This is a genomic window from Mucilaginibacter terrae (genome assembly GCF_031951985.1).
GTDB lineage: Bacteria > Bacteroidota > Bacteroidia > Sphingobacteriales > Sphingobacteriaceae > Mucilaginibacter > Mucilaginibacter terrae_A.
The window spans coordinates 2488641-2511299 of the sequence record NZ_JAVLVU010000001.1 but is presented as its reverse complement, the minus strand read 5'-3'; the positions used below and the strand labels follow the sequence as shown (position 1 = coordinate 2511299).

Here is a 22659-nt window from a genome sequence, read left to right as displayed (position 1 = left end):
GAAGAAGTTTGCGAGCTTACTTTTTCAATCTCTTCAACCCTTCTTTGGCTTTTTGCTCAATGCTATTCTCCTGCTGATGATTTTTAAAATCAATAGCCATGCGGTAATAGCTTATGGCTTTGCTGCTATCCTTACGCTGCTCGTAAATATTCCCCGCTTTTAGGGCCGACATAGGCGCAAAATAATAACTGGTGCCTTTGCCGGTGTTAATGGCTTGCTGGTAGCTGCTCAAAGCGTTATTGTCATTTTGCAGTGCTTCATAAATGCGGCCTAAGCGGTAATGATATTCGGCTTTGTCGTGGGCTGTTGTAAAGGTGTCAGCTTCTTTTGCTTTAAGCACACTTAAAGCTTTCTCATATAGTCCACCATCAAACCAAAGACGTGCTTGTAATAATGCGGGTTGATAATGCGGGTCGGAAATTTCGGTAAGCGCGCGTTTGTCCTTTTCATTGTAGGTATAGCCTTTTGTTTTTACCAATTGTGTAAAGGCTGTATAGCGTTTAATATTGCCGTCTAATAGGGCGTCCCAAGCTAAATGTAAGTAGGCGTCTTTAATGTAATTTACGCCTTTATTGGTTTGCAAAAACTTGTTAAAGTAATTAGCCGCACCCTTATCAGATACATTCATTCGGGCCAGTCCGGCTAAATAGTTAAGGTAGGGATAGGGCTGATACTCGGCACCCTCGGGGGCTTTTTCAAAATAGCGGATAGCCTCGGCGCTGTGGCCGGTACGCAGGGCAATGTAACCTTGTATATAGCTTTTAAGTAAGCTGCTGTTATCCATAGCTGCGGTGTATTGCAGCATTTTTTGATAGGCCTGGGCATCGTTCATTACATCGGTCTGTAAATAGGTGGTATAAAATACAGCCTCATCGTAATACATGGCATAGGCCGATTGTGGTAAGTGTGCCGTAACATTTTGCAGCAAGTTTATGCCTGTGTTAATGCTGCCCTTTATGCCAAACAGGTTAAGCACGCTTTTTAATGCACCATCGGGTAGGGCGCCCAATGCCACGTTTACCATACCCAACGGAATATCATCAGGCAAAAACGTGGGAAATTTCTTTTGATTATCGTTCAACTGACTATAGGCACGTTTAATAGCAAATCCTGCTGCGCTATTATCGCCAAAGCGGGCATGTAGTAAGGCCCAGTGCAGGTTTACTTGTGCTAATGAAAAGTTATAATAGGGCGAGGATTTATCTTCGTCTTCCAGTTTGTCTAAGCGTTTCGATTTATTGTCTTTAAGGCGATCGTAATCGGTTTTGCTTTCGGTGCTCAGCATCCAAAAGTAATCGTAATAATCATCGAGCAATATAGTAAAACTGTTTTGCGGATGCATGGCTTTTTCGCGATCAATTTGCTCGCGGGCGGCTTTGAGTTTAAAGCTCAGTATGTTTTTATAAGCTTGGGTACAATTGGCATTAACATCAAAATTAGCATAACTACTAAAGCCGATGAATAAGGAAATAACGGTAGGTAGAATACGTTTGATCATCACAAAAAAAGGCGCCCGTAACAGGCGCCTTATATCATTTTAATAAATTAAATGCTGATTATGCGTGCTCTTCTTCGAGCGCCATTTGTTCATCAACCAAAATACGACCGCAATGTTCGCAAACGATGATTTTTTTACGCTGACGGATGTCTGACTGGCGCTGAGGCGGAATTTGGTTAAAGCAACCTGAGCAAGAATCACGTTGAATAGTTACCACAGCAAGTCCGTTTTTGGCATTGCCACGTAAACGGTTGTAAGCAATTAACAAACGCTCTTCAATGTTTTTAGTTGCTGTTTCGGCCTGGGCATTTAGTTCGGCTTCGTCTTTTTCAGTTTCAGAAGTAATAGTGCCTAATTCGTCTTTTTTAACGTCTAAGTCGGCCTTACGTCCTTCTAAATCGGCAAGCGCTTTTTCATAAATCTGGGTTTTTGAGGTGATCTCGAAACCAAATTCTCTGATTTTTTTCTCGCTAACCTGTATATCTAAGCCTTGAATCTCGATCTCTTTAGAGATAGCATCATACTCGCGGTTGTTTTTAACCTCGTTAAGCTGACCTTCATATTTTTTTATGTTAGCCTGAGCATCGCGGATTAAATTTTTACGGGTTACAATATCATCCTCCAAATCATCCAGCTCACTTTTTATTTTCTGAATGCGTGTTTCCAGACCAGCAACATCATCTTCCAGGTCGGCAACTTCCATAGGCAGTTCACCTCTTACCTGGCGTATTCTGTCGATTTTGGTGTGGATAGTTTGTAGGTCATATAAAGCTTTCAGCTTTTGTTCTACGGTTTGTTCCATCAAATAAAATATTTTATGGGGTTTGTATTAATTTCTGTTAAACGGAGGGCAAAGTTACTAAATTTTTTCTGTATTATTTCATATAATAAGTGCTGCGTAAATTGCTCACTTTCAAAATGTCCAATGTCGGCAATTACTATTTTTCCTTCGGCATCAAAAAACTCATGATACTTATAGTCGGCCGTTACAAAAATATCGGCCCCGGCAGCAATAGCTTGCTTTAGTAAAAACCCTCCCGAGCCGCCGCAAACAGCCACCTTTTTAACGCTTTTACCCGTTAATGCGGTATGCCTTATTATGGCAGCCTGCATTTTGCTTTTAAGATGGCTCAAGAATTCAAGTTCACCCACCGGTGTTTCCAGTTCTCCTATCATCCCCGAACCTACCTGTTGATGTTGATTGGTTAAAGTATATAAGTCGTAAGCCACCTCCTCATAAGGGTGGTTAAGAAACAGGGCCATGAGTATTTTACTTTCCAGTTGCGCCGGATAAATAGTTTCAATACGTACTTCTGCCTCCTGGTGTTGCTGGCCCGGATTGCCAACGTACGGGTTGGTATCGTCGCCTCCTTTAAAGGTGCCTATGCCCTCGGTGTTAAAGCTGCACTCGCTATAATCGCCCACTTGCCCGGCACCTGCCTTAAACAATGCTTCACGAACTTTAGCCGCATGGCTTAAAGGTACATAGGTAACCAGCTTTTTTAAAATGCCGTTTTTGGGAGCCAATATGCGCAGGTTTTGTAGCCCTAAGGTTTGCCCTATGCGTGCGTTGACACCGTTTATAACACTATCTAAATTTGTATGAATAGCATACAATGCAATATTATAGCGAATGGCTTTTTCTACCACACGCTCTACATAAGTTTTACCGTTAAACTTTTTAAGTCCCTTAAACACAATAGGGTGGTGCGATATAATTACTTCGCATCCTGTACGGATAGCTTCGTCAACCACAGCTTCGGTACAATCCAAAGAGATAAGCCCCTGCGTAATTTCCTGGTTGCCGTTACCCACAATAAGACCCGAATTGTCGTAATCTTCCTGGTACGATAGCGGCGCAATGCTTTCGAGGTATGATGTTAGTTCGTGTAGTTTCATATTAACCCCACCCAACCCTCCCCAAAGGAGAGGGCTTTGGTTGGTATAATTATAAGGATTATAAGCTTATTTTTTTAAGTCCTCTCCAAAGGAGAGGATTTAGGTGAGGTTAAAACCCTCTCATTTTCAGCATCTGCATTGACTCGTAAGCCATTTGCTTGTTATATTCAGTAGCTAAATCTTTGTGATTAATAAGGTCAACAATGGTACCAATACCACAAAAACCGCCTGTAATAAAATAGATGATCCCCATACCTATTTGGCCAACTATAAAGCGTTGAACACCAGCTATGCCTAAAAAGCCTAATAGCGTAAACAATAATATATCTTGAGGGCTACGGCGTTTGCTGCCGTAAAGGGTAATAAATTGGCGTTGCTGGTTTTCATCCAGGCCGGCTGTGGCCTGTTGTAAAAAAGAAACTTCTTCGGGAGTGATGCCCGAAAAGGCTGCGAAATAATTAAAATCCATGATGTTTAGAGGTTAAGTTTTTTAAATGTAAGCAATTGATATATACTTAGACAATACACACGGTAAATTATTACAGCCAATGCAGGAATTCCTAAATAATGCGCTTTAAAGGATTGGGTTAGATTGCCATGCAACAGCCAGGAGATAGAGTGCCCAATGCCGCAACCCGGGCACCAGGTAATGCCAACCAATTTAAACACACAAAGGGCAAAATGCCCTTTGTATGCAGGATTATTAACAGCCAAAGCAATAATGGCTGCGATCCAAAATATCAATTCTATATTTTTGCGAAGGAATTTAATCAACAGAGTGATTGGATTTGTTCATTAACAGCAATGTTGCTGCCAGTGAAGATAACACTCCTATAAGCAATGCACCAAATAAACGGCCCGAAAAATCGCGGAAATTATTTGCGGCCTCTACGTAGTTAACGTAAACTACACCTGCAAACACTGAAATTATACCACCTACCAGCAAAATTTTAAAGCTTTGTACCAAGCCTTCTAAAAAACTCATTTTACCGCCCAAATCCTGGTCGCGATAGGCTTTGAGGCCTAAGAATACGCCGATTATAGGTATGCTGATAGAAATATATTCAATAGGTGAAACCTGGTCGTTAAAGGTGGTATAGCCTGCCCGGCGCATAATAAATAGCCATAAGCCGCTTAATATTCCTATAATTAATCCTGATTGAAATGCGTTTTTCATAGTATTTATGGTTATAGTTGATGGTTTATTATCAAATTATAATCATAAAAGCGTTATTGCGGCGTATTTGTTTGAGATCAGAATTTACTGAATTAAAGAATTTGCAGAATGCTCATCTATTATTCCTGTCATTTCGAACGATAGTGAGAAATCTTTTCGTGTTTACAAGCTAACCGCCTCGAAAAGATTCCTCCTACCTCGGAATGACAAAAGAATTGTATCATCAGACATAAATTCTAAATTGACCATCCGAAATCCGAAATCAAGAAAATTACTTCTCGCTCAGCATCTTTTCCAGTGCAAACATTTCATCACGCAGTTTGGCAGCCTGTAAAAAGTCCATGTCTTTGGCGGCGGCCATCATGTCTTTCTTGGTATTTTCAATAGCTTTTTTCAATTCCGGTTTGCTCATGTACTGCACGATAGGGTCAGCAGCTACCGAAATTTCGTCAGCCTCAACGTAAGCGCGTTGAATACCACCTTTAAAGTCCATCACCGAGGTTTGCTCAATAATGGCCTCTTTCGATTTTCCGACGGTTTTTGGAGTAATACCGTGCTCTGTGTTGTATAGTATTTGTTTTTCGCGGCGACGGTTGGTTTCATCAATAGTTACGCGCATGCTTTCGGTAATGGTATCGGCATACATAATTACCCGGCCACGATCGTTACGGGCGGCACGGCCTATGGTTTGTATCAACGAACGTTCCGACCGTAGGAAGCCTTCCTTATCAGCATCCAAAATGGCTACTAATGATACTTCGGGCAAATCCAGGCCTTCGCGCAATAAGTTGATGCCTATCAGTACGTCAAACTCGCCTAAACGCAAACCGCGGAGTATTTCTACGCGCTCTAACGTTTTTACCTCGGAGTGTATGTAGCGGCATTTGATACCTAAACGGTCCATATATTTGGCCAGTTCTTCGGCCATGCGTTTGGTAAGCGTGGTTACCAGTATACGGTCGCCTATTTTAATGGTTTTATCTACCTCATCCAGCAAATCATCAACCTGGTTAATAATTGGGCGTATCTCAATAACGGGGTCTAATAACCCAGTTGGACGAATTACCTGCTCTACAACCACACCGCCCGATTTCTCCAGTTCAAAATCGCCGGGCGTTGCGCTCACATAAATGGTTTGCGGGGCAAGGCGTTCAAACTCCTCAAAGTTTAGCGGGCGGTTATCCATTGCCGCCGGTAAGCGGAAGCCATATTCCACTAATGATATTTTACGCGACCTATCGCCACCGTACATGGCGCGTACCTGTGGTACGGTTACGTGGCTCTCGTCAATTACCATTAGGTAATCATCCGGAAAATAATCCAGCAAACAGAACGGGCGCATGCCAGGCTTACGGCCGTCAAAAAAGCGCGAATAATTTTCGATGCCAGAGCAATAGCCCAATTCGCGTATCATCTCCAAATCATAATTAACCCGTTCTTCAAGCCGTTTAGCTTCGAGGAAACGTTTTTCATCTATGAATTGCTGCTTGCGCATTTCCAACTCTTCTTGTATGGCCCAAATGCTGCTGGTAAACCTGTCGCGTGGCGCTACATAAAGCGTGGCCGGAAACAGTACCATATTAGGCATTTTTTCAAGAGTTTTACCGGTTTGGGGATCAAAACTGCTTAGCTCCTCAATATCGTCGCCATAAAAAATTATACGATAAGCATAATCGAGATAAGCCGGGTAAATATCAACCGTGTCGCCCTTAACGCGGAATGTTCCACGTTTAAAATCGGCTGTGGTACGGGCATATAAAATCTCAACCAGGCGGTGTAAAAAAGCGTTACGGCTAATGCGTGTGCCCACCGCAAATTTGAATATGGAGTTGGTAAAATCCTCGGGGTTACCCATACCGTAAATACACGAAATAGACGATACCACGATCACATCCCTCCGTCCCGACATTAACGACGATGTGGTGCGCAAACGCAGTTTTTCGATCTCCTCGTTTATTTGCAGGTCTTTTTCAATATAAGTGTTAGATGAAGCTATAAACGCCTCGGGCTGATAATAATCGTAATACGATACAAAGTAGTTCACCGCGTTTTCGGGGAAGAATTGCTTAAACTCGCCGTACAGCTGGGCAGCCAGTGTTTTATTATGGCTTAGTATGAGCGTTGGCTTTTGAGTTTGCTCAATTACGTTAGCAATTGAGAATGTTTTGCCCGAGCCTGTCACCCCCAAAAGGGTTTGGTAGTTTTCGCCACTCTCAACGCCCTCAACCAATTGTTTAATGGCATTAGGCTGATCGCCGGATGGTATATAATGCGAATTAATTTTAAAATCCATGAAATATAAAGATACGAAGAATTTTAGCAATTGCAGGTGGTTTACCTTGTGCAAGTGTTGTACGCAGGTAAAAAAATTAACATCTTAGAGCAAACGTTTATTCATGATAAATAGTTTATTTACAAACCACATCGCTACCCTAAATTAATTGATGCCTATGCTGTTTATACTCAATCAAACCAATACCATTTGCAACCAGTACCTGGCCGAACTGCGTGATGCAGAAGTGCAAACCGACCGCATGCGTTTCAGGCGTAACCAGGAGCGTATTGGTGAGGCGCTGGCTTACGAAATAAGTAAACAACTTAAATACATTAATGCCGAGGTGCAAACCCCGCTGGGCATTGCGCAGGTTAATGTACCTGTTGAGCAGCCCGTGCTGGGTACCATACTGCGGGCGGGTCTACCGTTTCATCAGGGTTTTATGAATGTGTTTGATCAGGCATCGTCGGCATTTATCACCGCGCATCGTAAAACTAAAAAGAACGGCAGCTTTGTAATTGATATTGAGCACATATCAAGCCCTGATTTGGAAGGTAAAACCTTTATTTTATGCGATACGATGCTGGCCACAGGGCAAAGTGTGGTACAGGTTTGTAAAGAAATTTTAGCCCAGTATAACATTGAAGCACTGCATATTGCTGCCGTTATAGCCAGCACCGAAGGGGTTGAACACTTACGCGCAAACCTGCCTATGGCCAGTTTGTGGATAGGTGCTGTTGATGAAGAAATGACCACCAAATCGTACATCGTACCCGGCCTGGGCGATGCGGGCGATTTAGCCTTTGGCGAAAAATTATAAGGGTTGAGGGCCGCCTTCTTTTACCACCAATTTATCAACGGTTAGTTTGCCAACCTGCAAGTCCTTTATAACCATGCGTTTTATGGCTACCCTACCTATGGCTAAAGCACCAATGGCCACGGCTCCAACCGATAGTGCTCCGAGTGCAAATGCCCCTAAGGCTGATGCCCCAATAGCCGAGGCACCTATTGCTGCGGCACCTGCCGCTTTAACACCAAGCATTTTTGCTTTTTTATGTTTCGAAAATATCATAACATATCCTATTTAGTTCACTGGTTAACAACGCTGAATTTGAATAGATTTAATAAAGTTAACAACATGTGTGTGTTACTCATTACAAGTGTCGCTTTTAAATTCATTTGCACATCCGCATATTTGCACATCTGCAATAATAACAATGAAGCGCTACACAAACATCTTCTTCGACCTCGACCACACCATCTGGGATTTTGACCGTAATGCCGAAGAAACCCTGCATGAATTGTTTGTGCTGCATGAACTCGAAGCGCTGGGTATAGCTTCGGCAGTTGAATTTATAGCTACATATACCCGTAACAATCATGCCCTATGGGCCGATTATCATTTGGGTAAAATTGATAAAGAAACTTTACGCCAAACCCGTTTCCGTAAAACGTTTATGGATATGGGTTTGCACCCCGATGTAATACCGGTAACATTTGAAGATGCTTACGTAGAGCTTTGTCCTACCAAAACCAACCTGTTTCCGCATGCACACGAAACGCTGGCTTACCTGCAATCTAAATATACATTGCACATCATATCAAACGGTTTTGAAAGCGCAACCAGGCGTAAAATTGCAGGTACAGGTTTAGCGCAGTATTTCGATAATATTATAATAAGCGAACTGGTGGGGGTAAATAAGCCCGATAAAGCTATTTTTGAATATGCGTTACAGTTAAGCGGCGCTAAAAAAGAAGAAAGTATTATGATAGGCGATAGCCTTGAAGCCGACGTATATGGAGCGCTTAATTTTGGTATAGATGCTATTTACTTTAACCCGCTGAAAGCCAACAAGCCAACTGGTGTTCCGGTGCAAATTTTCAGTTTGAATGAATTGATCAACTTGTTATGATATATGGTAAATATATTATACATTTATCTTAACCAATAATTACATTTCTTGGTCATGAAAAAAAATCTACTCACTATCACAATTTGTGCATTATTGTGCGCATTTATTTCTTGTAAAAAAGAACAAGGCAATACTTCTGCCGAGGAGGTTACCACACAATCATCTGTAGACAATAAGCTTATAAGCGAGGTTACAAGTTTAAAGACCTATTCAGAACGTAAAGCGGCCTACTCCAATATCTTAAATGATTTTGAGCGTTACACCGTTTGGGCACAGCGTAATAAAGCCATCATTCAATCGGGTGTGTTAAATGATGCACAGCTTAAATTGTTTAAGCAAGCAAATGCTATGCTTGGTTTAAGTTTGTTTACCAGTAAAACCGAGCGGTACGGCCTTACCTCATCATTTGAAGATTGGAAGGTTAAAGCTCAAAAGGTTTTTACTGAAGAGCAGCTCAAATATCTGATCACTGATATTATTCCCTTTAACAAAGAAGACTATTTTCAAATAGGCGTTACAGATGCTGCCACTCAAGCTTTAAAATATAAAGAATCCACTGAATGGACCTGCGGCTGCAGCCAGCAAAGCGATTGGTGTGGCAGCCAGGGCGATTGTATGGGTCTTACCTGCACTTCACATGGTAACTGTGGTACATTCCTGGTTTATGAATGCAATGGAGCATGCTCAAAGGTAATAGTAGGGCAAACCGAAATAGAAGATAGTAAACCGTGATACATATACTGTGATACTGAAAAAGCTATTACTTATATTTTTAATTCTGTTTGTCGCATGTGTTATAGCTGGTGTTAATCAGTATCAGGCTGCAAGTGGAGTTTTAACAAGCAGGATTATAATATTTCAGGTCACATTTTTATTGTATTTTGTAACAGCCTCTTTATTATTAACTTTCAGTAGCAAGAAATTAAATGAGCCGGTTGTGTTGTTGCTTGTTTTTTTGCCGGTTGTTGCACTAACTATTAAAGCTCTCTATGTAAACCGGCAAACGCTCTATCCGTATAATTTTCCATTGCAAACACTGGTAGTTATTTCAGCCGAAATTATTGCCTATCTCTCGCTGGATTTTAAATTAATAAAAAAAGTCGGGGTATATATTGCCTCAACTGTGTTTCTATATATCATATTTCTTATTGCCTTTAAGCAGTCGGCTGCCGGAATTGAAGACAAACACATTGAAAGCATTTCGATTAACGACCCCAAGAACGAGCTTTTAAAAGCACTGTCAAAAAAACTTATTGATACTAACGGACGTAAATTAGTGCTCTCTGGCAATAAATTTTATGTTTTTAATTTTAGTACCTACACCAGTGCGCCTTGTCAAATAAAGCTGCTGTATTTGGAAAAATTTGCGCATAAAATACCCGCTAATCTTAATTTGGTTTATGTAGCCAATTCGGGCATGGAAACTTTTGATGAGTTTAAATCGAAACTGAAGCATGATAAAGCCGATAAAATTATTTACGCTTATTTGTATGACGAGGATTTGCTCAAAAAATTGGATATAAATAAATACCCCAGTGAAATTATGTTATCGCCGGGGTTTAAATTACTACGTGAGCAACAAAGCTTTTACGAGTTTGATGCCAACACCTATGAGCAGCAAACGCTCGAACTTCTAAAAAAATGAAAAAATTGCTCTTATTGATATGGGCATTTGTAGCAGTGGTTTTTGCCGGATGCTCCACCAAACCCGATGTGCCAATTATACAATTTGCACAAAAAACGGTTGATATAGGTAATATTAATAAACGGCAAACACCCGTTGCCGCCAGGTTTAGCTTTACAAATACAGGCGGTAAGCCATTAAAGGTAATTAACGTAGCTTCAGATTGCTCGTGCACCATAGCCTCGTATACCAAAAAACCTGTTGCCGCAGGCGATAGCGGCATTATTGAAGTAAAGGTTAACCCTAAGGTTATACACATAAAAGGCAGGTTTGAACGACAAATTGTGGTACATAGCAACACAGAACCCCGCTTACATACGTTAATCATAAAAATGATGGTTGATTAATGCCCATGAACCTTGCTAATGAACATAAAGCTATTATAGCTGCGCTTGATAATTACCGCCACCTGCTCGATCAAATACCCGATGAGCAGTTTAACGTTACTCCACCCTTAGGCGGCTGGAGTTATGCCGAAGTATACTCGCACATTATGCAAGTCAGCCTGGCTTCGTATGTAGCAGCCGAACGATGCTGCAATAAAACGGGTGTTAGCACAGCTAAGGGCTTAAATTGGACGGGTGCAATGGTGTTTTTATTAGGCCGTTTCCCCGGAAAACGTAAAACGCCTGAAACGGTTGCCAATCTCACTAAAAATATTACTAAAGAAGAAGCCCGCAACCTTATTATCAAAATGCGGAAACGGCTGGATGATATATGGCCCACAGTGTACAATGCGCCCAACGATTATAAAATAAGCCACCCCAGCTTAGGTATGCTTAATGCCAAACAATGGCTTAAATTTATACGCATACATTTACAACACCATGTAAAGCAGTTGAACAGGATTAAAAATAGTTTTCCACAGGGGTAACTATTTGAGATTTAATATAGTCTTAACGTTAAAATAATTTTTTAACCTGACTTTTATCCTGTTATTATGAATATCGAGTTTCCATACCTGATAGTTGCCGGATTACTTTTGTTAGTTGCCGCGTTTTACTTTAGCCCCTATGAGCTGAGCGTAAACGAGGACGATGAAGACGAGTAACAGCCAGCTATAATAGTTAAGCTTCATATTTACTGCCCCTGGGCGGCAATAACGTTTTACGCTTTTTAACCAGATGGCGAAACGCGACGTTGATATTGTAGTTATTTCGGATGTGCATTTAGGCACCTATGGTTGCCACGCCAAAGAACTTTTGCGCTATTTAAAAAGCATCCGCCCCAAACAAGTAATCCTAAACGGTGATATTATTGATGTGTGGCAGTTCAGTAAATCATACTGGCCCGAAGCTCACATGAAAGTGGTGCGTCGCATTCTCAAGTTTGTTACCGAAGGTATTCCGGTTTATTACCTCACAGGCAACCACGATGAAATGTTGCGCAAGTTTGCCGATTTTAACCTGGGCAAGTTTCAACTCCTCAATAAAATGGTATTAGAGGTTGACCATAAAAAGGCCTGGATTTTTCATGGTGATGTGTTTGACGTTACCATGCAGCATTCAAAATGGCTGGCCAAATTGGGAGCTATCGGGTATGATACCTTAATCATATTAAACAGTATGGTCAACTGGTTTCTTACCGCATTTGGGAAGCAAAAAATGAGTTTCTCGCAAAAAATAAAAGGTAAAGTAAAAGAAGCCGTTAAGTTTATAAACCACTTTGAACAAACCGCCGCCGACCTGGCCGTGGATAAGCAATACGATTACGTAATTTGCGGCCACATACACCACGCAGATATACGCGAGATACGGGCCACTGATAATTCCGGCTCTGTTTTATATTTAAACTCGGGCGATTGGGTAGAAAGCCTTACAGCTTTGGAATATGTTAACGGCGGCTGGACTATATTTAAATACAATCCCGCCGATTTTAATACTGAACCCGATGAAGAAGATAAAGCCGATAGCGAAGAACTTCAATCAAGTATGGATGTAAAAGTATTGCTTGAGAAATTTAAGATAGAAACGCATTAAGCACCTCCATTTTCAATTATAACACTTCTTAATATTATGCCAACTTTTGGAAGGTTCGCCACCATAAGTCGGGCATTTCGCCGTTAATGGCCGTTGTATAATCTTCGTAACGGCAGGGCACCATATGGTAACGTTCGTTTAATGAACCTCCGGTAGGATAGGGTACCTGCATCCACCAACGATCGGTTTTTTTGCTTTTTATAAATACTATTTCGTGCTCCTCGTGCTTTAATGTGGTTTTATATACCATGTACTGTGATTTGGGCTGAAGCGGGAAATCTTTTTTGCGGTTATAAAAGCCATCAATAAAATACCAAACCATTTCGGCCAGTAGCAGGGCGGTTTGGCCATTATTATCATAGGCCGGATTAAACTCGTAAAAACCAATCGAACTCAACTTATCATTAAAACCGGCATATCGGCACATCTGGCATGCTTCTTCGCCATAAAAACCATTAGGGGTTGCGTTTGCATTGGCTGCAGCATCTGATGAACGGATAGCACCCATATCGAAGCTTATCATGTTAGCGTTGCGTATAACAGGCTCTGATACGCTTGCGTTACCCATTACTTCGCCCAAACGGTGTACATCAAAAAACAGGTTTTCCATTACCCTCAGGCTTTCCTGACTCACAAAGTAAGTTTGATGCCCTATGTTGCTAAAGTTGAACAGATAATTGGGCTGGTGCAAAAATATTTTATTGAGGTACGATTGTGATGTTGTAACATCCTCCTGCTCCATATCGGCCTGCTCATCCAAATCAAAGTGCGAGTCGATAACCACCAGGTCTACCTTTTGCTCCATTTCCTCGTAGGCAAGATATTGGGCATAGGTGAGGTCCTGTCCGCCACCTAAAATCACTACCATTATATCTTGTTTAACCAGTTCGGCTACCACAGTTTTAACGGCAAAGTAAGTGTCGTTTATGCTGGCGCCCTGGCGAATATTGCCCAGATCGAAAATTTTGGTATTGTAGCCTCCCTCGTAAAGATTATATAGTTGTTCGCGCACGTAATCGGGGCCTAAAGCACAGCCTGGGTTGTTCACGGCATTGCGGTCGTCCAGTACGCCAAAAATTACCAGATGGGGTTTATATTCAAGGTCGGGAAAATTGCTGGCATAAGTTTCTATCTTACTGCCTAACTGGCTGGTACGGTAACCTTGAGCAGGTTTTAGTTTATCCAAATCAACCGGGGTAAAGAAATCTGCTAATGACATATCCGTACTTACAAAGGGGCAAATATCCATTTTTTAAATTAAATTGCGCTGTTTTTATAAAAAACTACCCATAGTAAATGATTCTGGTTACCGGCGCAACAGGTTTTTTAGGCTCAACATTGGCCTTGCAGTTAGTGCAGCAAAATGTGCCTGTACGTTGTATAAAGCGCAGCTCGTCAGTTATTCCGGAGGTGTTGAAGCCATATGGTGTACTCATTGACTGGCGTGATGCCGACATACTGGAAGAGCCTATACTGGCCGATGCCTTTGAAGGCGTAACAAAAGTTTACCATTGTGCTGCCTGGGTATCATTTAAACAGGCCGATAAGGAACCGATGATAGCCACCAATGTTGCAGGCACGGCTAATGTGGTAAACCTGTGTATGGAAAACAATGTGCGCTTGCTGCATGTAAGCTCTATTGCCGCTGTGGGTACGGCCAAACCTGGTTTGCTCATCACCGAGAAGAATCACATTGAGGAAACGCCCGTTAATAACGTGTATGCGATTTCCAAACTGGAAAGCGAAATGGAAGTTTGGCGCGGTATTGCCGAGGGTTTGGATGCTGTAATTATTAACCCATCGGTTATAATTGGAGCGGCAGCCGGTACCCAAGGTAGTGGTAAAATATTTGAAACTATACGCGGCGGCATTAAATATTATAGCAGTGGCAGTTGCGGACTGGTTGATGTGGAAGATGTAGCCAAATGTGCCATTGCACTGATGAACAGTGATATTACCGCCGAGCGTTTCATCATTAATGCTGAAAACTGGAAATACAAAGACCTGTTTGAAACGGCTGCCCGCTGTTTTGGAGTAACCCCTCCAAGCGCCGAAGCCAAGCCCTGGATGCTGGAACTGGCCTGGCGTGGTGCAGCTGTGGTAGCCGCTATAACCGGCAAAGATCCATCATTAGATAAAATTGCCGCCCAGGCAGGTTCGGTTGAACAAAACTATGATAATAGCAAGCTAAAAAAGGCAGTAAACATTGAGTTTAAACCGGTAAAGCAAACCATTGAAGAGATTTGCGAGGCGTTAAAAAAATAGCGCTATAAGCGCATCGGAGCGCAGGCTTCATTCTAAATAAATTACAGCAGTACCAAATATAATGAGGGTATTTATTCCGATAATACCGTAAACTTAAACTCCAGCGGTTCAAAGTTGCGTATCAACTCATCAATAAATACCTGCCCCCATTTTACATAGTATAAACCAAAGTTTTCTGAGCGTTCCTGTAAGCTGTTTTTTGGGAATATTTCGGCTTTAATAGCATCTATCTGGCGTAACGAGGTTTCATGGTTACGTTTTTCGGCTTTTACCAGTTTGCGTTCGAGGTTATCGATGGCATGTTTTAAGCGGGCCTGCACAGCACTGGTTGAGGGCGATAGGGTAGGGTCGATCTTATGCGCGCGCAGTTTCATTTTTTCGAAAATGCACTGTAGTTCGCGCCACTCATCCTTGAGAGAAAGCTCGTGCTGGGTGTGTTTCTTTACCCAATCGTTTTTAATAGCATCGGCATCCTTAAACAACTGGGGTGCCTTTAATTCCATTTTATTGATCTTGGCCGTGGTTTCCTTACGTATCACCAATCCCGAATTGCGCAGGATAAGAATAGGGAACGTAACGCCATAATGATCAAAGTTGGCTTTGAGTTGAAGCCAGTAAACTATCTCGGCACCTCCGCCAATATAGGCAAGGTTAGGTAAAATATATTCCTGGTACAACGGACGCATCACCACATTAGGGCTAAAGCGTTCGGGGGTGGTATCTATCTCCTGCTCCAGCTGTACTTTGCTAAAGCGAATGTCAGTGTTTAACACATGAAACTGTTCGCCTTCCTGAACAATGCGCTCGCGCAGGTTATCCTGTAAGTAAAAGAAGTTTATTTCGCGGGGATTCACCTGGGTATGTACACCCAGGGTTTGTAGCTTGGCATTGCTTTCGGTAATATACTTAAAGCTATTTTGTTCAATAATGTCTTGTTTAATGATACCGGCAAAGTGCTGTTTTAGCCTGCTATCGTCGGCATCAATAACTACCAAGCCATACTGGCCAAATAGCGCGTTAACCAAATAACGCATGGCATCTGCCAGGGTTTGGTGTTGGCCGTAGGCGGTTTCTACAATTTGGGCCAGCTCGGTGGCATGTCCATCTAAACCTAAAATACCTTTATATTGTATGAGGCAATTGCGGAAAGCTTTGATATTTAACCGTCCGGTGGCACCGCTAACTTCCTCGTTCCACTGAATTTTTTTGCCGCCTATGTTGGTGTAGTTTATTTCAGCAAAATCATGATCCTCAGATGCCATCCAGTAAACGGGTACAAAGTTCTTATCAGGGAACGCGTCTTTCAATTGCGTCGATAGCTTAATAGCGGTTACTATCTTATACAAAAAATAAAGCGGACCGGTAAACACATTCAGCTGGTGACCGGTGGTGATGGTAAAAGTGTTGTCGGCTTTTAATAGCTCAATGTTGTTTTTTACAACCTGAACAAAGGGCACTTCGGGCGCGCCGGGTTTGCTATACTGCTCGTTTAATACTTCGGCAAGCAAAGCACGGTTGGCGTGCACCTGCTTGTTTTCCAGCAGTTCGTGAAATCCTTTTAAATCGGGACGGTAACTGTAAAATGATTTAAGCTCGGGCACATTCTCCAAATAATCGGTTACTGTTTTGGAGAAGAATCCGGTTTCATGATAATCAATACAGGTAGCGTCCATAGCGTCAAATGTAGAAGCATTATTGAAAATGCTTCCATGTGCTGATTTTATTTTACAATTTGTCCATAAAGATCAAAGTCCTCGGCACTATCGATCTTTACATTTACAAAACTGCCAACGGTGGCATATTGTTGGGTGGCATCAATTAAAACTTCGTTATCAACTTCGGGCGAGTCGTATTCTGTACGACCGGTTAAATAGCCGCCGTCAATTTTATCGATGAGTACTTTATAGGTATTGCCTATCTTTTCCTGGTTTTTTTCGTACGATATGCCTTGTTGCAGTTCCATTATGGCATCTACACGCTCTTGCTTGGTTTCCTCGGGCACATCGTCAATTAAGCTGTGTGCATGAGTTTTTTCCTCGTGCGAGTACGTAAAGCATCCCAAACGGTCAAAACGGGTTTCTTCCACCCAATCATACATCTCCTCAAAATCCTGTAGGGTTTCGCCGGGGTAACCGGTAATAAGCGTGGTGCGCATGGCAATACCCGGAACCTTATCACGAATTTGATTCACCAGGTCAATAGTTTTTTGCTTGGTGGTACCACGGCGCATCGATTTCAGCATATTGTCGCTAATGTGCTGCAATGGCATATCAAGGTATTTGCATATGTTGCTACGCTCGTTCATGGCATCCAATATTTCCATCGGGAAGCCCGAAGGGTAAGCGTACTGCAAACGGATCCACTCAATGCCATCTACATCACTTAAACGGCGTAATAACTCATCTAAGTTACGTTTGCCGTATAGGTCGAGGCCATAATAGGTCAGGTCCTGCGCAATAAGGATCAGTTCTTTAGTGCCTTGCTTAGCCAGGCTTTTAGCCTGATTAACCAAATCTTCCATCGGGGTGCTTACATGCTTGCCACGCATCAACGGGATAGCACAAAATGAGCACGGGCGGTTACAGCCCTCCGCAATTTTAAAATAAGCAAAGTGCGATGGCGTGGTGAGCATACGCTCGCCCAGTAATTCGTATTTATAATTAGCGCCAACACTTTGCAAAATTCCTTGCAAATCATTAGTACCAAAGTAAGCATCCACGTTCGTAATTTCGGCTTCCAGTTCGGGCTTGTAGCGTTCAGAAAGGCAGCCGGTTACAATTATCTTGCCCACCTTGCCCTGCTCTTTAAGTTCGCTGTACTGCAATATGGTATCGATGGATTCCTGCTTGGCATTATCAATAAAGCCGCAGGTATTAATCACGATGATGTCGTTACTGTTCACGCTTTCGGCCTCGTGTACCACATCAAACAGGTTGCCTTTAAGCTGACCCATCAGTACTTCCGAATCGTATATGTTTTTTGAGCAGCCCAAAGTAACCACGTTAACACGGGGCTTGGCGGTTAGTATGGGTGGTTGCTTTGCAATCTTGGTCTTCATTTACACTTATCTTTTCCCATCGCGTCATTGCGAGGAACGAAGCAATCTCTGAACATTTTTGTCAAGCGCAGGGATTGCTTCGTACCTCGCAATGACATTTTTTTTAAGCCCCCTCTAAATCTCTCCGCCTGAGGCGGAAGACTTTTAGAACCTATCTTTTATTTAAGCCCTTCCGCCTCAGGCGGAGAGGGTTTGGGTGGGGCGGTTACTTATTAAACAATGAGTTCACAAATCCCTTGCGATCAAACAACTGTAAGTCATTCATCCCTTCGCCAACGCCTATGTATTTTACCGGAATCTTAAACTGATCGGATATACCGATTACCACACCGCCTTTAGCTGTGCCATCCAATTTGGTGAGGGCAAGGGCATTAACGTTAGTAGCTTCGGTAAACTGTTTACATTGTTCAATGGCGTTTTGGCCGGTTGAAGCATCCAGTACCAGCAATATCTCATGCGGTGCACCTGGAATAACCTTTTCCATTACGTTTTTAATCTTGGTAAGCTCGTTCATTAAGCCCACCTTGTTGTGTAAACGGCCTGCGGTATCAATTATAGCCACATCCTCACCGTTTGATACGGCCGAACGCAGGGTGTCAAAGGCTACCGAAGCCGGGTCTGACCCCATGGCCTGGGCAACCACTCGTACGCCTACACGTTCGCCCCAAAGTTGTATCTGGTCTACCGCAGCAGCACGGAAGGTATCGGCAGCGCCAAGCACTACCTTATTACCGGCTTGCTTAAGCTTGTGCGCCAGTTTGCCAATGGTAGTGGTTTTACCCACGCCATTAACACCCACCACCATAATTACGTATGGCTTATGGTTGCCGTATTCAAAGTTTTGAAAATCGTTGCTATTGTTCTCTGCAAGCAGGGTTTGTATCTCGTCGCGCAGGAGGGTGTTAAGCTCGGATGTGCTCACGTATTTATCGCGGGCTACGCGGGCCTGTATGCGCTCAATAATTTTGAGGGTAGTGGTTACGCCCACATCTGAGGTTACCAGTACTTCTTCCAAATCATCCAGAACATCATCATCAACGGTTGATTTACCGGCAATTACCTTGGTAATCTTCGAAAAAAAGCTGTCCTTGGTTTTTTCTAAACCGGTATCCAACGCTTCCTGTTCCTGGGGCGTGCTTTCTTTCTTCTTAAAAAAATCAAATAATCCCATTTTGTAATGTGCAGATTAATAATGTGCTGATGTGCAAATATACCAACTTATGAAGAGAGTCAGGAATCAAGAGTACAGAGTAAAGACAAACATTACAATAGTTTGAGGGTCTTGACTCCTGATTCTGTACTCTTGATTCTTTTTTTGAATTAACAAAAAAAGCCCTCTTGCAAAACAAGACGGCTTTTGTATATCAAACTTAAAGCTAATAATTAAGCTTTAGCTTCATTGATCGCATCTTTAACGTGGTCGTTATGTACGATTGCTTCTTTGAATGAATAAGCACCGGTTTTAGGTGACTTAACCATGGTAATTACTTTAGAGTACTCTTTACCTTTACCGGTTTTCAGGGTTGCAACTACTTTCTTTGCCATTTCTTTGTGTTATTAAGTTATTAGATTGTTAGGCCGATGAGTTATTGATACAAAGTTTAAACTTAATCAACTACTTAACTCAATCAACTAATCAACCCAAAAAACTGATTACTTAATTTCTTTGTGAGTTGTTACTTTACGTAATACAGGGTTAAATTTCTTTAACTCCAAACGCTCAGTAGTGTTCTTTTTATTTTTGGTGGTAATGTAGCGAGACATGCCTGGCATACCGCTTTCTTTGTGCTCAGTGCACTCCAGAATTACCTGAACTCTATTGCCTTTTTTAGCCATTTTGTTTGGTTATTATATTGTTGGTAACTGAGTTATGGGGTGAGTTTTAGCTATTGACGCCTTTAACTCAATAACTTAATCAACCAATAACAATCTACTATATGTATCCTTTTTTAACAAACTTATTCAAGCAAGCGGTAATACCGTTTTTGCTGATGGTTTTAACTGCCGAAGTAGACACTTTTAAAGTGATCCATTTATCTTCTTCAGGGATATAAAACTTCTTGATCTTAAGGTTAGGATAAAACTTACGATTAGTCTTAACGTTTGAGTTAGAAACGTTATGACCGCTTAGTGGGCTTTTTCCTGTTAAATCACAAATTCTCGACATGACAAAACTTTTTAATGTTCTTTTTCTAAAAGAGTGTGCAAATATCAGGAAATTAAGTGAATAATTCAATAGCGGCTTCAAAAATATTTTAAAAAAGTTGAAATGCCTGATTAAGGAAGCCCGTTGTAACTTAAAAGTGACCCCTGCTGTAAAATAAAAAAAGTTTTTGAGAGTATACCTTTATAAAGGCAATAGGGTAATTACTATCTTGCGCATACCAATCAACCATTATAATCTAACATGAAAATATCTTCGTTTGAGCATTACAAGCAGGTATACCAACAAAGTGTTGACCAACCCGAACAATTTTGGGAAGGCGTAGCCGAAACTTTTCAATGGCGTAAAAAATGGGATAAAACCCTTGAATGGAATTTTAAAGAACCTAATATAAAATGGTTTCAGGGCGGTAAATTAAATATAACCGAAAACTGCCTCGACCGCCATTTGGAGAAAGATGGCGATACACCGGCCATTATTTGGGAGCCAAACGACCCAACCGAAGACCACCGTGTATTAACCTATAAACAACTGTACGAAAAAGTTTGTCAGTTTGGCAACGTGTTAAAAAACAACGGCGTGCAAAAAGGCGACCGCATATGTATTTACATGCCCATGATACCCGAACTGGCCATTGCCGTGCTGGCCTGTGCCCGTATTGGTGCGGTGCATTCGGTTATTTTTGGTGGCTTTTCGGCACAATCCATAGCCGATCGTATTCAGGATGCACAGTGTAAGGTGGTAATTACTGCCGATGGTGGTTTTCGCGGACCTAAAGATCTGCCCCTTAAAAACGTTATTGACGATGCCCTGGTGCAGTGCCCATCGGTACAAAAAGTTATTGTTTTAACCCGTAGCCGTACCCCCGGTGAGCATGATTAAAGGCCGTGACGTGTGGTGGGAAGACGAAATTAAAAAGGTAGAAACCCAGGGTAACCCCGATTGCCCTGCCGAAGAGATGGATGCCGAGGATATGCTCTTTATCCTGTATACTTCGGGTTCAACCGGTAAGCCTAAGGGGGTGGTGCATACGTGCGGCGGTTATATGGTTTATGCCGGGTTTACGTTCGATACTGCTTTTCAGTATAACAAAGGCGAGGTATATTTTTGTACTGCCGATATTGGCTGGATAACCGGTCACTCGTACATTGTTTACGGTCCGCTTAGCCAGGGCGCTACGGCAGTAATGTTCGAAGGTGTGCCCACTTGGCCCGATGCAGGCCGCTTTTGGGACATTGTAGATAAATTTAAAGTAAACATACTGTACACCGCGCCAACGGCCATCCGCTCGCTCATGAGCTTTGGTACCGATTTGGTGAAAAGCCATGACCTGAGCTCGCTCACCAAGTTAGGCTCAGTAGGCGAACCTATAAACGAGGAAGCCTGGCACTGGTTTGATGAAAATATTGGTAAAGGAAACTGCCCCATTGTTGATACCTGGTGGCAAACCGAAAACGGCGGTTTCATGATATCGCCCATTGCCGGTGTTACGCCGCTTAAACCGGGCTATGCCAGCTTACCGTTACCGGGCGTGCAACCTATTTTGGTTGACGAGAACGGTAAAGAAATTGAAGGCAACGAGGTAAGCGGAAACCTGTGCATCAAGTTCCCGTGGCCGGGCATGCTGCGCACCACCTATGGCGATCATGAGCGCTGCCGTCAAACTTATTTTGCCACTTATCCTGATATGTATTTTACCGGCGACGGTTGCCTGCGTGATGCCGACGGGTATTACCGTATAACCGGTAGGGTAGATGATGTGTTGAACGTATCGGGCCACCGTATTGGTACGGCCGAGGTAGAAAACGCCATTAACATGCACTCCAGCGTGGTAGAATCGGCCGTGGTAGGTTACCCACACGATATTAAGGGACAAGGGGTGTACGCCTTTGTTATATCGCCCGATAAGCACGAGAACGAGGAACTTACCCGCAAGGATATACTCATGACCGTAAGCCGCATCATTGGCCCCATAGCCAAGCCCGACAAAATTCAGTTCGTTAGCGGCCTGCCCAAAACCCGCTCCGGCAAAATTATGCGCCGCATTCTCCGCAAAATTGCCGAAGGCGAAACCGGCAACCTGGGTGATACCAGTACACTGTTAGACCCGGGTGTGGTAGAGGAAATTAAGGCGGGCGCGTTGTAACGTCTGAACCGGAATTTTAAGAGTTTGCAGAATTGATTTGTTAATTCCTTAATTCTTCTCCAAAATTCCTCCCTCCCTGTCATTTCGAACGATAGAGAGAAATCTTGTTAGAGCGATTATATAGTCCGTAGATTGAGTTTTACGGACTTTTTTGTTTGTAGACTTTTTGCATTCATTAACGTAATTTACAACATGGAAATAGGAACAATCAACTTATATGAATATTAATCAAGCACTCGAGGGATTCATTGAGCGATCCCGAACGTTAGGGTTGCATGAGCAAGATTATTTAATTGCCATAGACTTTCTTAAATATCACGAGTTTGGGTTAGCCTTTGATCAGGTGGTAGTACAACTTTATGAGTATGATAAAAATATTGATAAAGTATACTATAAGCATGTGATTGATATTGCCATAAAGTTATCAATACCAATAAATGAATATTCTTATCTAAAAGAACTTGTTAGATAGCAGTTTTAATTGCTTTCCTACAAGTGAAATCCACGCTATTCGAAGTTTACGAACTTCGAATCAATATACCCGTCATGTTAAGACTACCAAAACAGCACTTTTTTCTTCCCCACCCCATAAACCCAAACA

At 42.3% G+C, this 22659-nt stretch carries 24 protein-coding genes and 1 pseudogene; 10 read left to right on the top strand and 15 right to left on the bottom strand.

The features are described from left to right. Positions 1–16: 16 nt before the first annotated feature. The 7 genes from QE417_RS10580 to uvrB form a co-directional block, all read right to left on the bottom strand. Positions 17–1498 (bottom strand): tetratricopeptide repeat protein, encoded by a 1482-nt coding sequence (locus tag QE417_RS10580; protein WP_311949807.1) that lies wholly within the window; start codon positions 1496–1498, stop codon positions 17–19. Between the two features lie 58 nt (positions 1499–1556). After that, positions 1557–2300 carry a zinc ribbon domain-containing protein gene (locus QE417_RS10575; protein ID WP_311949805.1) on the bottom strand — a complete coding sequence of 248 codons (744 nt, stop codon included), beginning with the start codon at positions 2298–2300 and terminating at the stop codon, positions 1557–1559. Then, positions 2300–3397: a Nif3-like dinuclear metal center hexameric protein gene (locus QE417_RS10570; protein ID WP_311949803.1), complete on the bottom strand. Its 1098-nt coding sequence runs from the start codon at positions 3395–3397 to the stop codon at positions 2300–2302. Before QE417_RS10570 ends, QE417_RS10575 begins: the two co-directional genes overlap by 1 nt. 109 nt (positions 3398–3506) lie before the next feature. Next, on the bottom strand, positions 3507–3866 hold the full coding sequence (locus tag QE417_RS10565) for a TM2 domain-containing protein (RefSeq protein WP_311949802.1): 360 nt from the start codon (positions 3864–3866) through the stop codon (positions 3507–3509). Positions 3867–3871: 5 nt separating this feature from the next. Next, positions 3872–4066 carry a DUF2752 domain-containing protein gene (locus QE417_RS10560; RefSeq protein ID WP_311954640.1) on the bottom strand — a complete coding sequence of 65 codons (195 nt, stop codon included), beginning with the start codon at positions 4064–4066 and terminating at the stop codon, positions 3872–3874. A gap of 97 nt (positions 4067–4163) precedes the next feature. Continuing rightward, the gene (locus tag QE417_RS10555) at positions 4164–4574 is read right to left on the bottom strand and encodes a DUF4199 domain-containing protein (protein WP_311949801.1); all 411 of its coding nucleotides are present in this window, start codon (positions 4572–4574) and stop codon (positions 4164–4166) included. A 271-nt stretch (positions 4575–4845) separates the two neighbouring features. Beyond that, on the bottom strand, positions 4846–6867 hold the full coding sequence (gene uvrB, locus QE417_RS10550; protein ID WP_311949799.1) for an excinuclease ABC subunit UvrB: 2022 nt from the start codon (positions 6865–6867) through the stop codon (positions 4846–4848). Between the two features lie 157 nt (positions 6868–7024). On the opposite strand from uvrB, the gene upp reads away from it, so the two are divergent. Continuing rightward, on the top strand, positions 7025–7669 hold the full coding sequence (gene upp, locus QE417_RS10545; RefSeq protein ID WP_311949798.1) for a uracil phosphoribosyltransferase: 645 nt from the start codon (positions 7025–7027) through the stop codon (positions 7667–7669). Here upp and QE417_RS10540 read toward each other — a convergent pair. Next, positions 7664–7921, bottom strand: coding sequence for a hypothetical protein (locus tag QE417_RS10540; protein ID WP_311949796.1), 258 nt, complete (start codon positions 7919–7921; stop codon positions 7664–7666). The genes upp and QE417_RS10540 overlap by 6 nt on opposite strands. A 145-nt stretch (positions 7922–8066) precedes the next feature. On the opposite strand from QE417_RS10540, the gene QE417_RS10535 reads away from it, so the two are divergent. The 6 genes from QE417_RS10535 to QE417_RS10510 all read left to right on the top strand — a co-directional run bounded on the left by QE417_RS10535 (position 8067) and on the right by QE417_RS10510 (position 12425). Beyond that, positions 8067–8762, top strand: a complete 696-nt coding sequence (locus tag QE417_RS10535) for a YjjG family noncanonical pyrimidine nucleotidase (protein ID WP_311949794.1) — start codon at positions 8067–8069, stop codon at positions 8760–8762. A gap of 54 nt (positions 8763–8816) precedes the next feature. Further along, positions 8817–9494, top strand: coding sequence for a bacteriocin fulvocin C-related protein (locus QE417_RS10530; protein WP_311949793.1), 678 nt, complete (start codon positions 8817–8819; stop codon positions 9492–9494). A 295-nt stretch (positions 9495–9789) separates the two neighbouring features. After that, on the top strand, positions 9790–10407 hold the full coding sequence (locus tag QE417_RS10525; protein WP_311949791.1) for a hypothetical protein: 618 nt from the start codon (positions 9790–9792) through the stop codon (positions 10405–10407). Further along, positions 10404–10793, top strand: a complete 390-nt coding sequence (locus tag QE417_RS10520; RefSeq protein ID WP_311949789.1) for a DUF1573 domain-containing protein — start codon at positions 10404–10406, stop codon at positions 10791–10793. The genes QE417_RS10525 and QE417_RS10520 overlap by 4 nt, the downstream gene beginning before the upstream one ends. 5 nt (positions 10794–10798) lie before the next feature. Next, positions 10799–11320 (top strand): DinB family protein, encoded by a 522-nt coding sequence (locus QE417_RS10515; RefSeq protein WP_311949787.1) that lies wholly within the window; start codon positions 10799–10801, stop codon positions 11318–11320. A gap of 250 nt (positions 11321–11570) precedes the next feature. Then, entirely contained in the window at positions 11571–12425 is an 855-nt protein-coding gene (locus QE417_RS10510) for a UDP-2,3-diacylglucosamine diphosphatase (protein ID WP_311949784.1), read from the top strand. A 34-nt stretch (positions 12426–12459) separates the two neighbouring features. Here QE417_RS10510 and QE417_RS10505 read toward each other — a convergent pair whose 3' ends face one another. Then, positions 12460–13644 carry a formimidoylglutamase gene (locus QE417_RS10505; RefSeq protein WP_311949782.1) on the bottom strand — a complete coding sequence of 395 codons (1185 nt, stop codon included), beginning with the start codon at positions 13642–13644 and terminating at the stop codon, positions 12460–12462. A 77-nt stretch (positions 13645–13721) separates the two neighbouring features. Here QE417_RS10505 and QE417_RS10500 point away from each other — a divergent pair, with 77 nt between their 5' ends. After that, positions 13722–14690 (top strand): NAD-dependent epimerase/dehydratase family protein, encoded by a 969-nt coding sequence (locus tag QE417_RS10500; protein ID WP_311949779.1) that lies wholly within the window; start codon positions 13722–13724, stop codon positions 14688–14690. A 71-nt stretch (positions 14691–14761) separates the two neighbouring features. Here QE417_RS10500 and bshC read toward each other — a convergent pair whose 3' ends face one another. From bshC to rpmB, 6 genes are all read right to left on the bottom strand, one after another. After that, positions 14762–16363: a bacillithiol biosynthesis cysteine-adding enzyme BshC gene (gene bshC / locus QE417_RS10495; RefSeq protein ID WP_311949776.1), complete on the bottom strand. Its 1602-nt coding sequence runs from the start codon at positions 16361–16363 to the stop codon at positions 14762–14764. Positions 16364–16410: 47 nt separating this feature from the next. Beyond that, the gene (gene rimO / locus QE417_RS10490) at positions 16411–17748 is read right to left on the bottom strand and encodes a 30S ribosomal protein S12 methylthiotransferase RimO (protein ID WP_311949773.1); all 1338 of its coding nucleotides are present in this window, start codon (positions 17746–17748) and stop codon (positions 16411–16413) included. A gap of 205 nt (positions 17749–17953) precedes the next feature. Further along, positions 17954–18919: a signal recognition particle-docking protein FtsY gene (gene ftsY, locus QE417_RS10485; RefSeq protein ID WP_311949770.1), complete on the bottom strand. Its 966-nt coding sequence runs from the start codon at positions 18917–18919 to the stop codon at positions 17954–17956. A 212-nt stretch (positions 18920–19131) separates the two neighbouring features. Continuing rightward, the gene (locus tag QE417_RS10480; protein ID WP_311949767.1) at positions 19132–19293 is read right to left on the bottom strand and encodes a DUF4295 domain-containing protein; all 162 of its coding nucleotides are present in this window, start codon (positions 19291–19293) and stop codon (positions 19132–19134) included. A gap of 108 nt (positions 19294–19401) precedes the next feature. Continuing rightward, positions 19402–19584, bottom strand: a complete 183-nt coding sequence (rpmG, locus tag QE417_RS10475; protein WP_157539955.1) for a 50S ribosomal protein L33 — start codon at positions 19582–19584, stop codon at positions 19402–19404. A 97-nt stretch (positions 19585–19681) separates the two neighbouring features. Beyond that, positions 19682–19915, bottom strand: coding sequence for a 50S ribosomal protein L28 (rpmB, locus tag QE417_RS10470; protein ID WP_188418297.1), 234 nt, complete (start codon positions 19913–19915; stop codon positions 19682–19684). A 240-nt stretch (positions 19916–20155) separates the two neighbouring features. Here rpmB and acs point away from each other — a divergent pair. Both acs and QE417_RS10460 read left to right on the top strand, forming a co-directional pair. Then, positions 20156–22058: pseudogene (gene acs / locus QE417_RS10465) on the top strand (acetate--CoA ligase). Positions 22059–22275: 217 nt separating this feature from the next. Then, entirely contained in the window at positions 22276–22530 is a 255-nt protein-coding gene (locus QE417_RS10460) for a MafI family immunity protein (protein WP_311949763.1), read from the top strand. Positions 22531–22659 lie beyond the last annotated feature (129 nt).

Bases quoted from the DNA above. Each gene is read 5' to 3' on its own strand.
- QE417_RS10580 (WP_311949807.1), bottom strand. From the start codon at position 1,498: ATGATCAAACGTATTCTACCTACCGTTATTTCCTTATTCATCGGCTTT.
- QE417_RS10575 (WP_311949805.1), bottom strand. From the start codon at position 2,300: ATGGAACAAACCGTAGAACAAAAGCTGAAAGCTTTATATGACCTACAA.
- QE417_RS10570 (WP_311949803.1), bottom strand. From the start codon at position 3,397: ATGAAACTACACGAACTAACATCATACCTCGAAAGCATTGCGCCGCTA.
- QE417_RS10565 (WP_311949802.1), bottom strand. From the start codon at position 3,866: ATGGATTTTAATTATTTCGCAGCCTTTTCGGGCATCACTCCCGAAGAA.
- QE417_RS10555 (WP_311949801.1), bottom strand. From the start codon at position 4,574: ATGAAAAACGCATTTCAATCAGGATTAATTATAGGAATATTAAGCGGC.
- uvrB (WP_311949799.1), bottom strand. From the start codon at position 6,867: ATGGATTTTAAAATTAATTCGCATTATATACCATCCGGCGATCAGCCT.
- upp (WP_311949798.1), top strand. From the start codon at position 7,025: ATGCTGTTTATACTCAATCAAACCAATACCATTTGCAACCAGTACCTG.
- QE417_RS10540 (WP_311949796.1), bottom strand. From the start codon at position 7,921: ATGATATTTTCGAAACATAAAAAAGCAAAAATGCTTGGTGTTAAAGCG.
- QE417_RS10535 (WP_311949794.1), top strand. From the start codon at position 8,067: ATGAAGCGCTACACAAACATCTTCTTCGACCTCGACCACACCATCTGG.
- QE417_RS10530 (WP_311949793.1), top strand. From the start codon at position 8,817: ATGAAAAAAAATCTACTCACTATCACAATTTGTGCATTATTGTGCGCA.
- QE417_RS10520 (WP_311949789.1), top strand. From the start codon at position 10,404: ATGAAAAAATTGCTCTTATTGATATGGGCATTTGTAGCAGTGGTTTTT.
- QE417_RS10515 (WP_311949787.1), top strand. From the start codon at position 10,799: ATGAACCTTGCTAATGAACATAAAGCTATTATAGCTGCGCTTGATAAT.
- QE417_RS10510 (WP_311949784.1), top strand. From the start codon at position 11,571: ATGGCGAAACGCGACGTTGATATTGTAGTTATTTCGGATGTGCATTTA.
- QE417_RS10505 (WP_311949782.1), bottom strand. From the start codon at position 13,644: ATGTCATTAGCAGATTTCTTTACCCCGGTTGATTTGGATAAACTAAAA.
- QE417_RS10500 (WP_311949779.1), top strand. From the start codon at position 13,722: ATGATTCTGGTTACCGGCGCAACAGGTTTTTTAGGCTCAACATTGGCC.
- bshC (WP_311949776.1), bottom strand. From the start codon at position 16,363: ATGGACGCTACCTGTATTGATTATCATGAAACCGGATTCTTCTCCAAA.
- rimO (WP_311949773.1), bottom strand. From the start codon at position 17,748: ATGAAGACCAAGATTGCAAAGCAACCACCCATACTAACCGCCAAGCCC.
- ftsY (WP_311949770.1), bottom strand. From the start codon at position 18,919: ATGGGATTATTTGATTTTTTTAAGAAGAAAGAAAGCACGCCCCAGGAA.
- QE417_RS10480 (WP_311949767.1), bottom strand. From the start codon at position 19,293: ATGGCAAAGAAAGTAGTTGCAACCCTGAAAACCGGTAAAGGTAAAGAG.
- rpmG (WP_157539955.1), bottom strand. From the start codon at position 19,584: ATGGCTAAAAAAGGCAATAGAGTTCAGGTAATTCTGGAGTGCACTGAG.
- rpmB (WP_188418297.1), bottom strand. From the start codon at position 19,915: ATGTCGAGAATTTGTGATTTAACAGGAAAAAGCCCACTAAGCGGTCAT.
- QE417_RS10460 (WP_311949763.1), top strand. From the start codon at position 22,276: ATGAATATTAATCAAGCACTCGAGGGATTCATTGAGCGATCCCGAACG.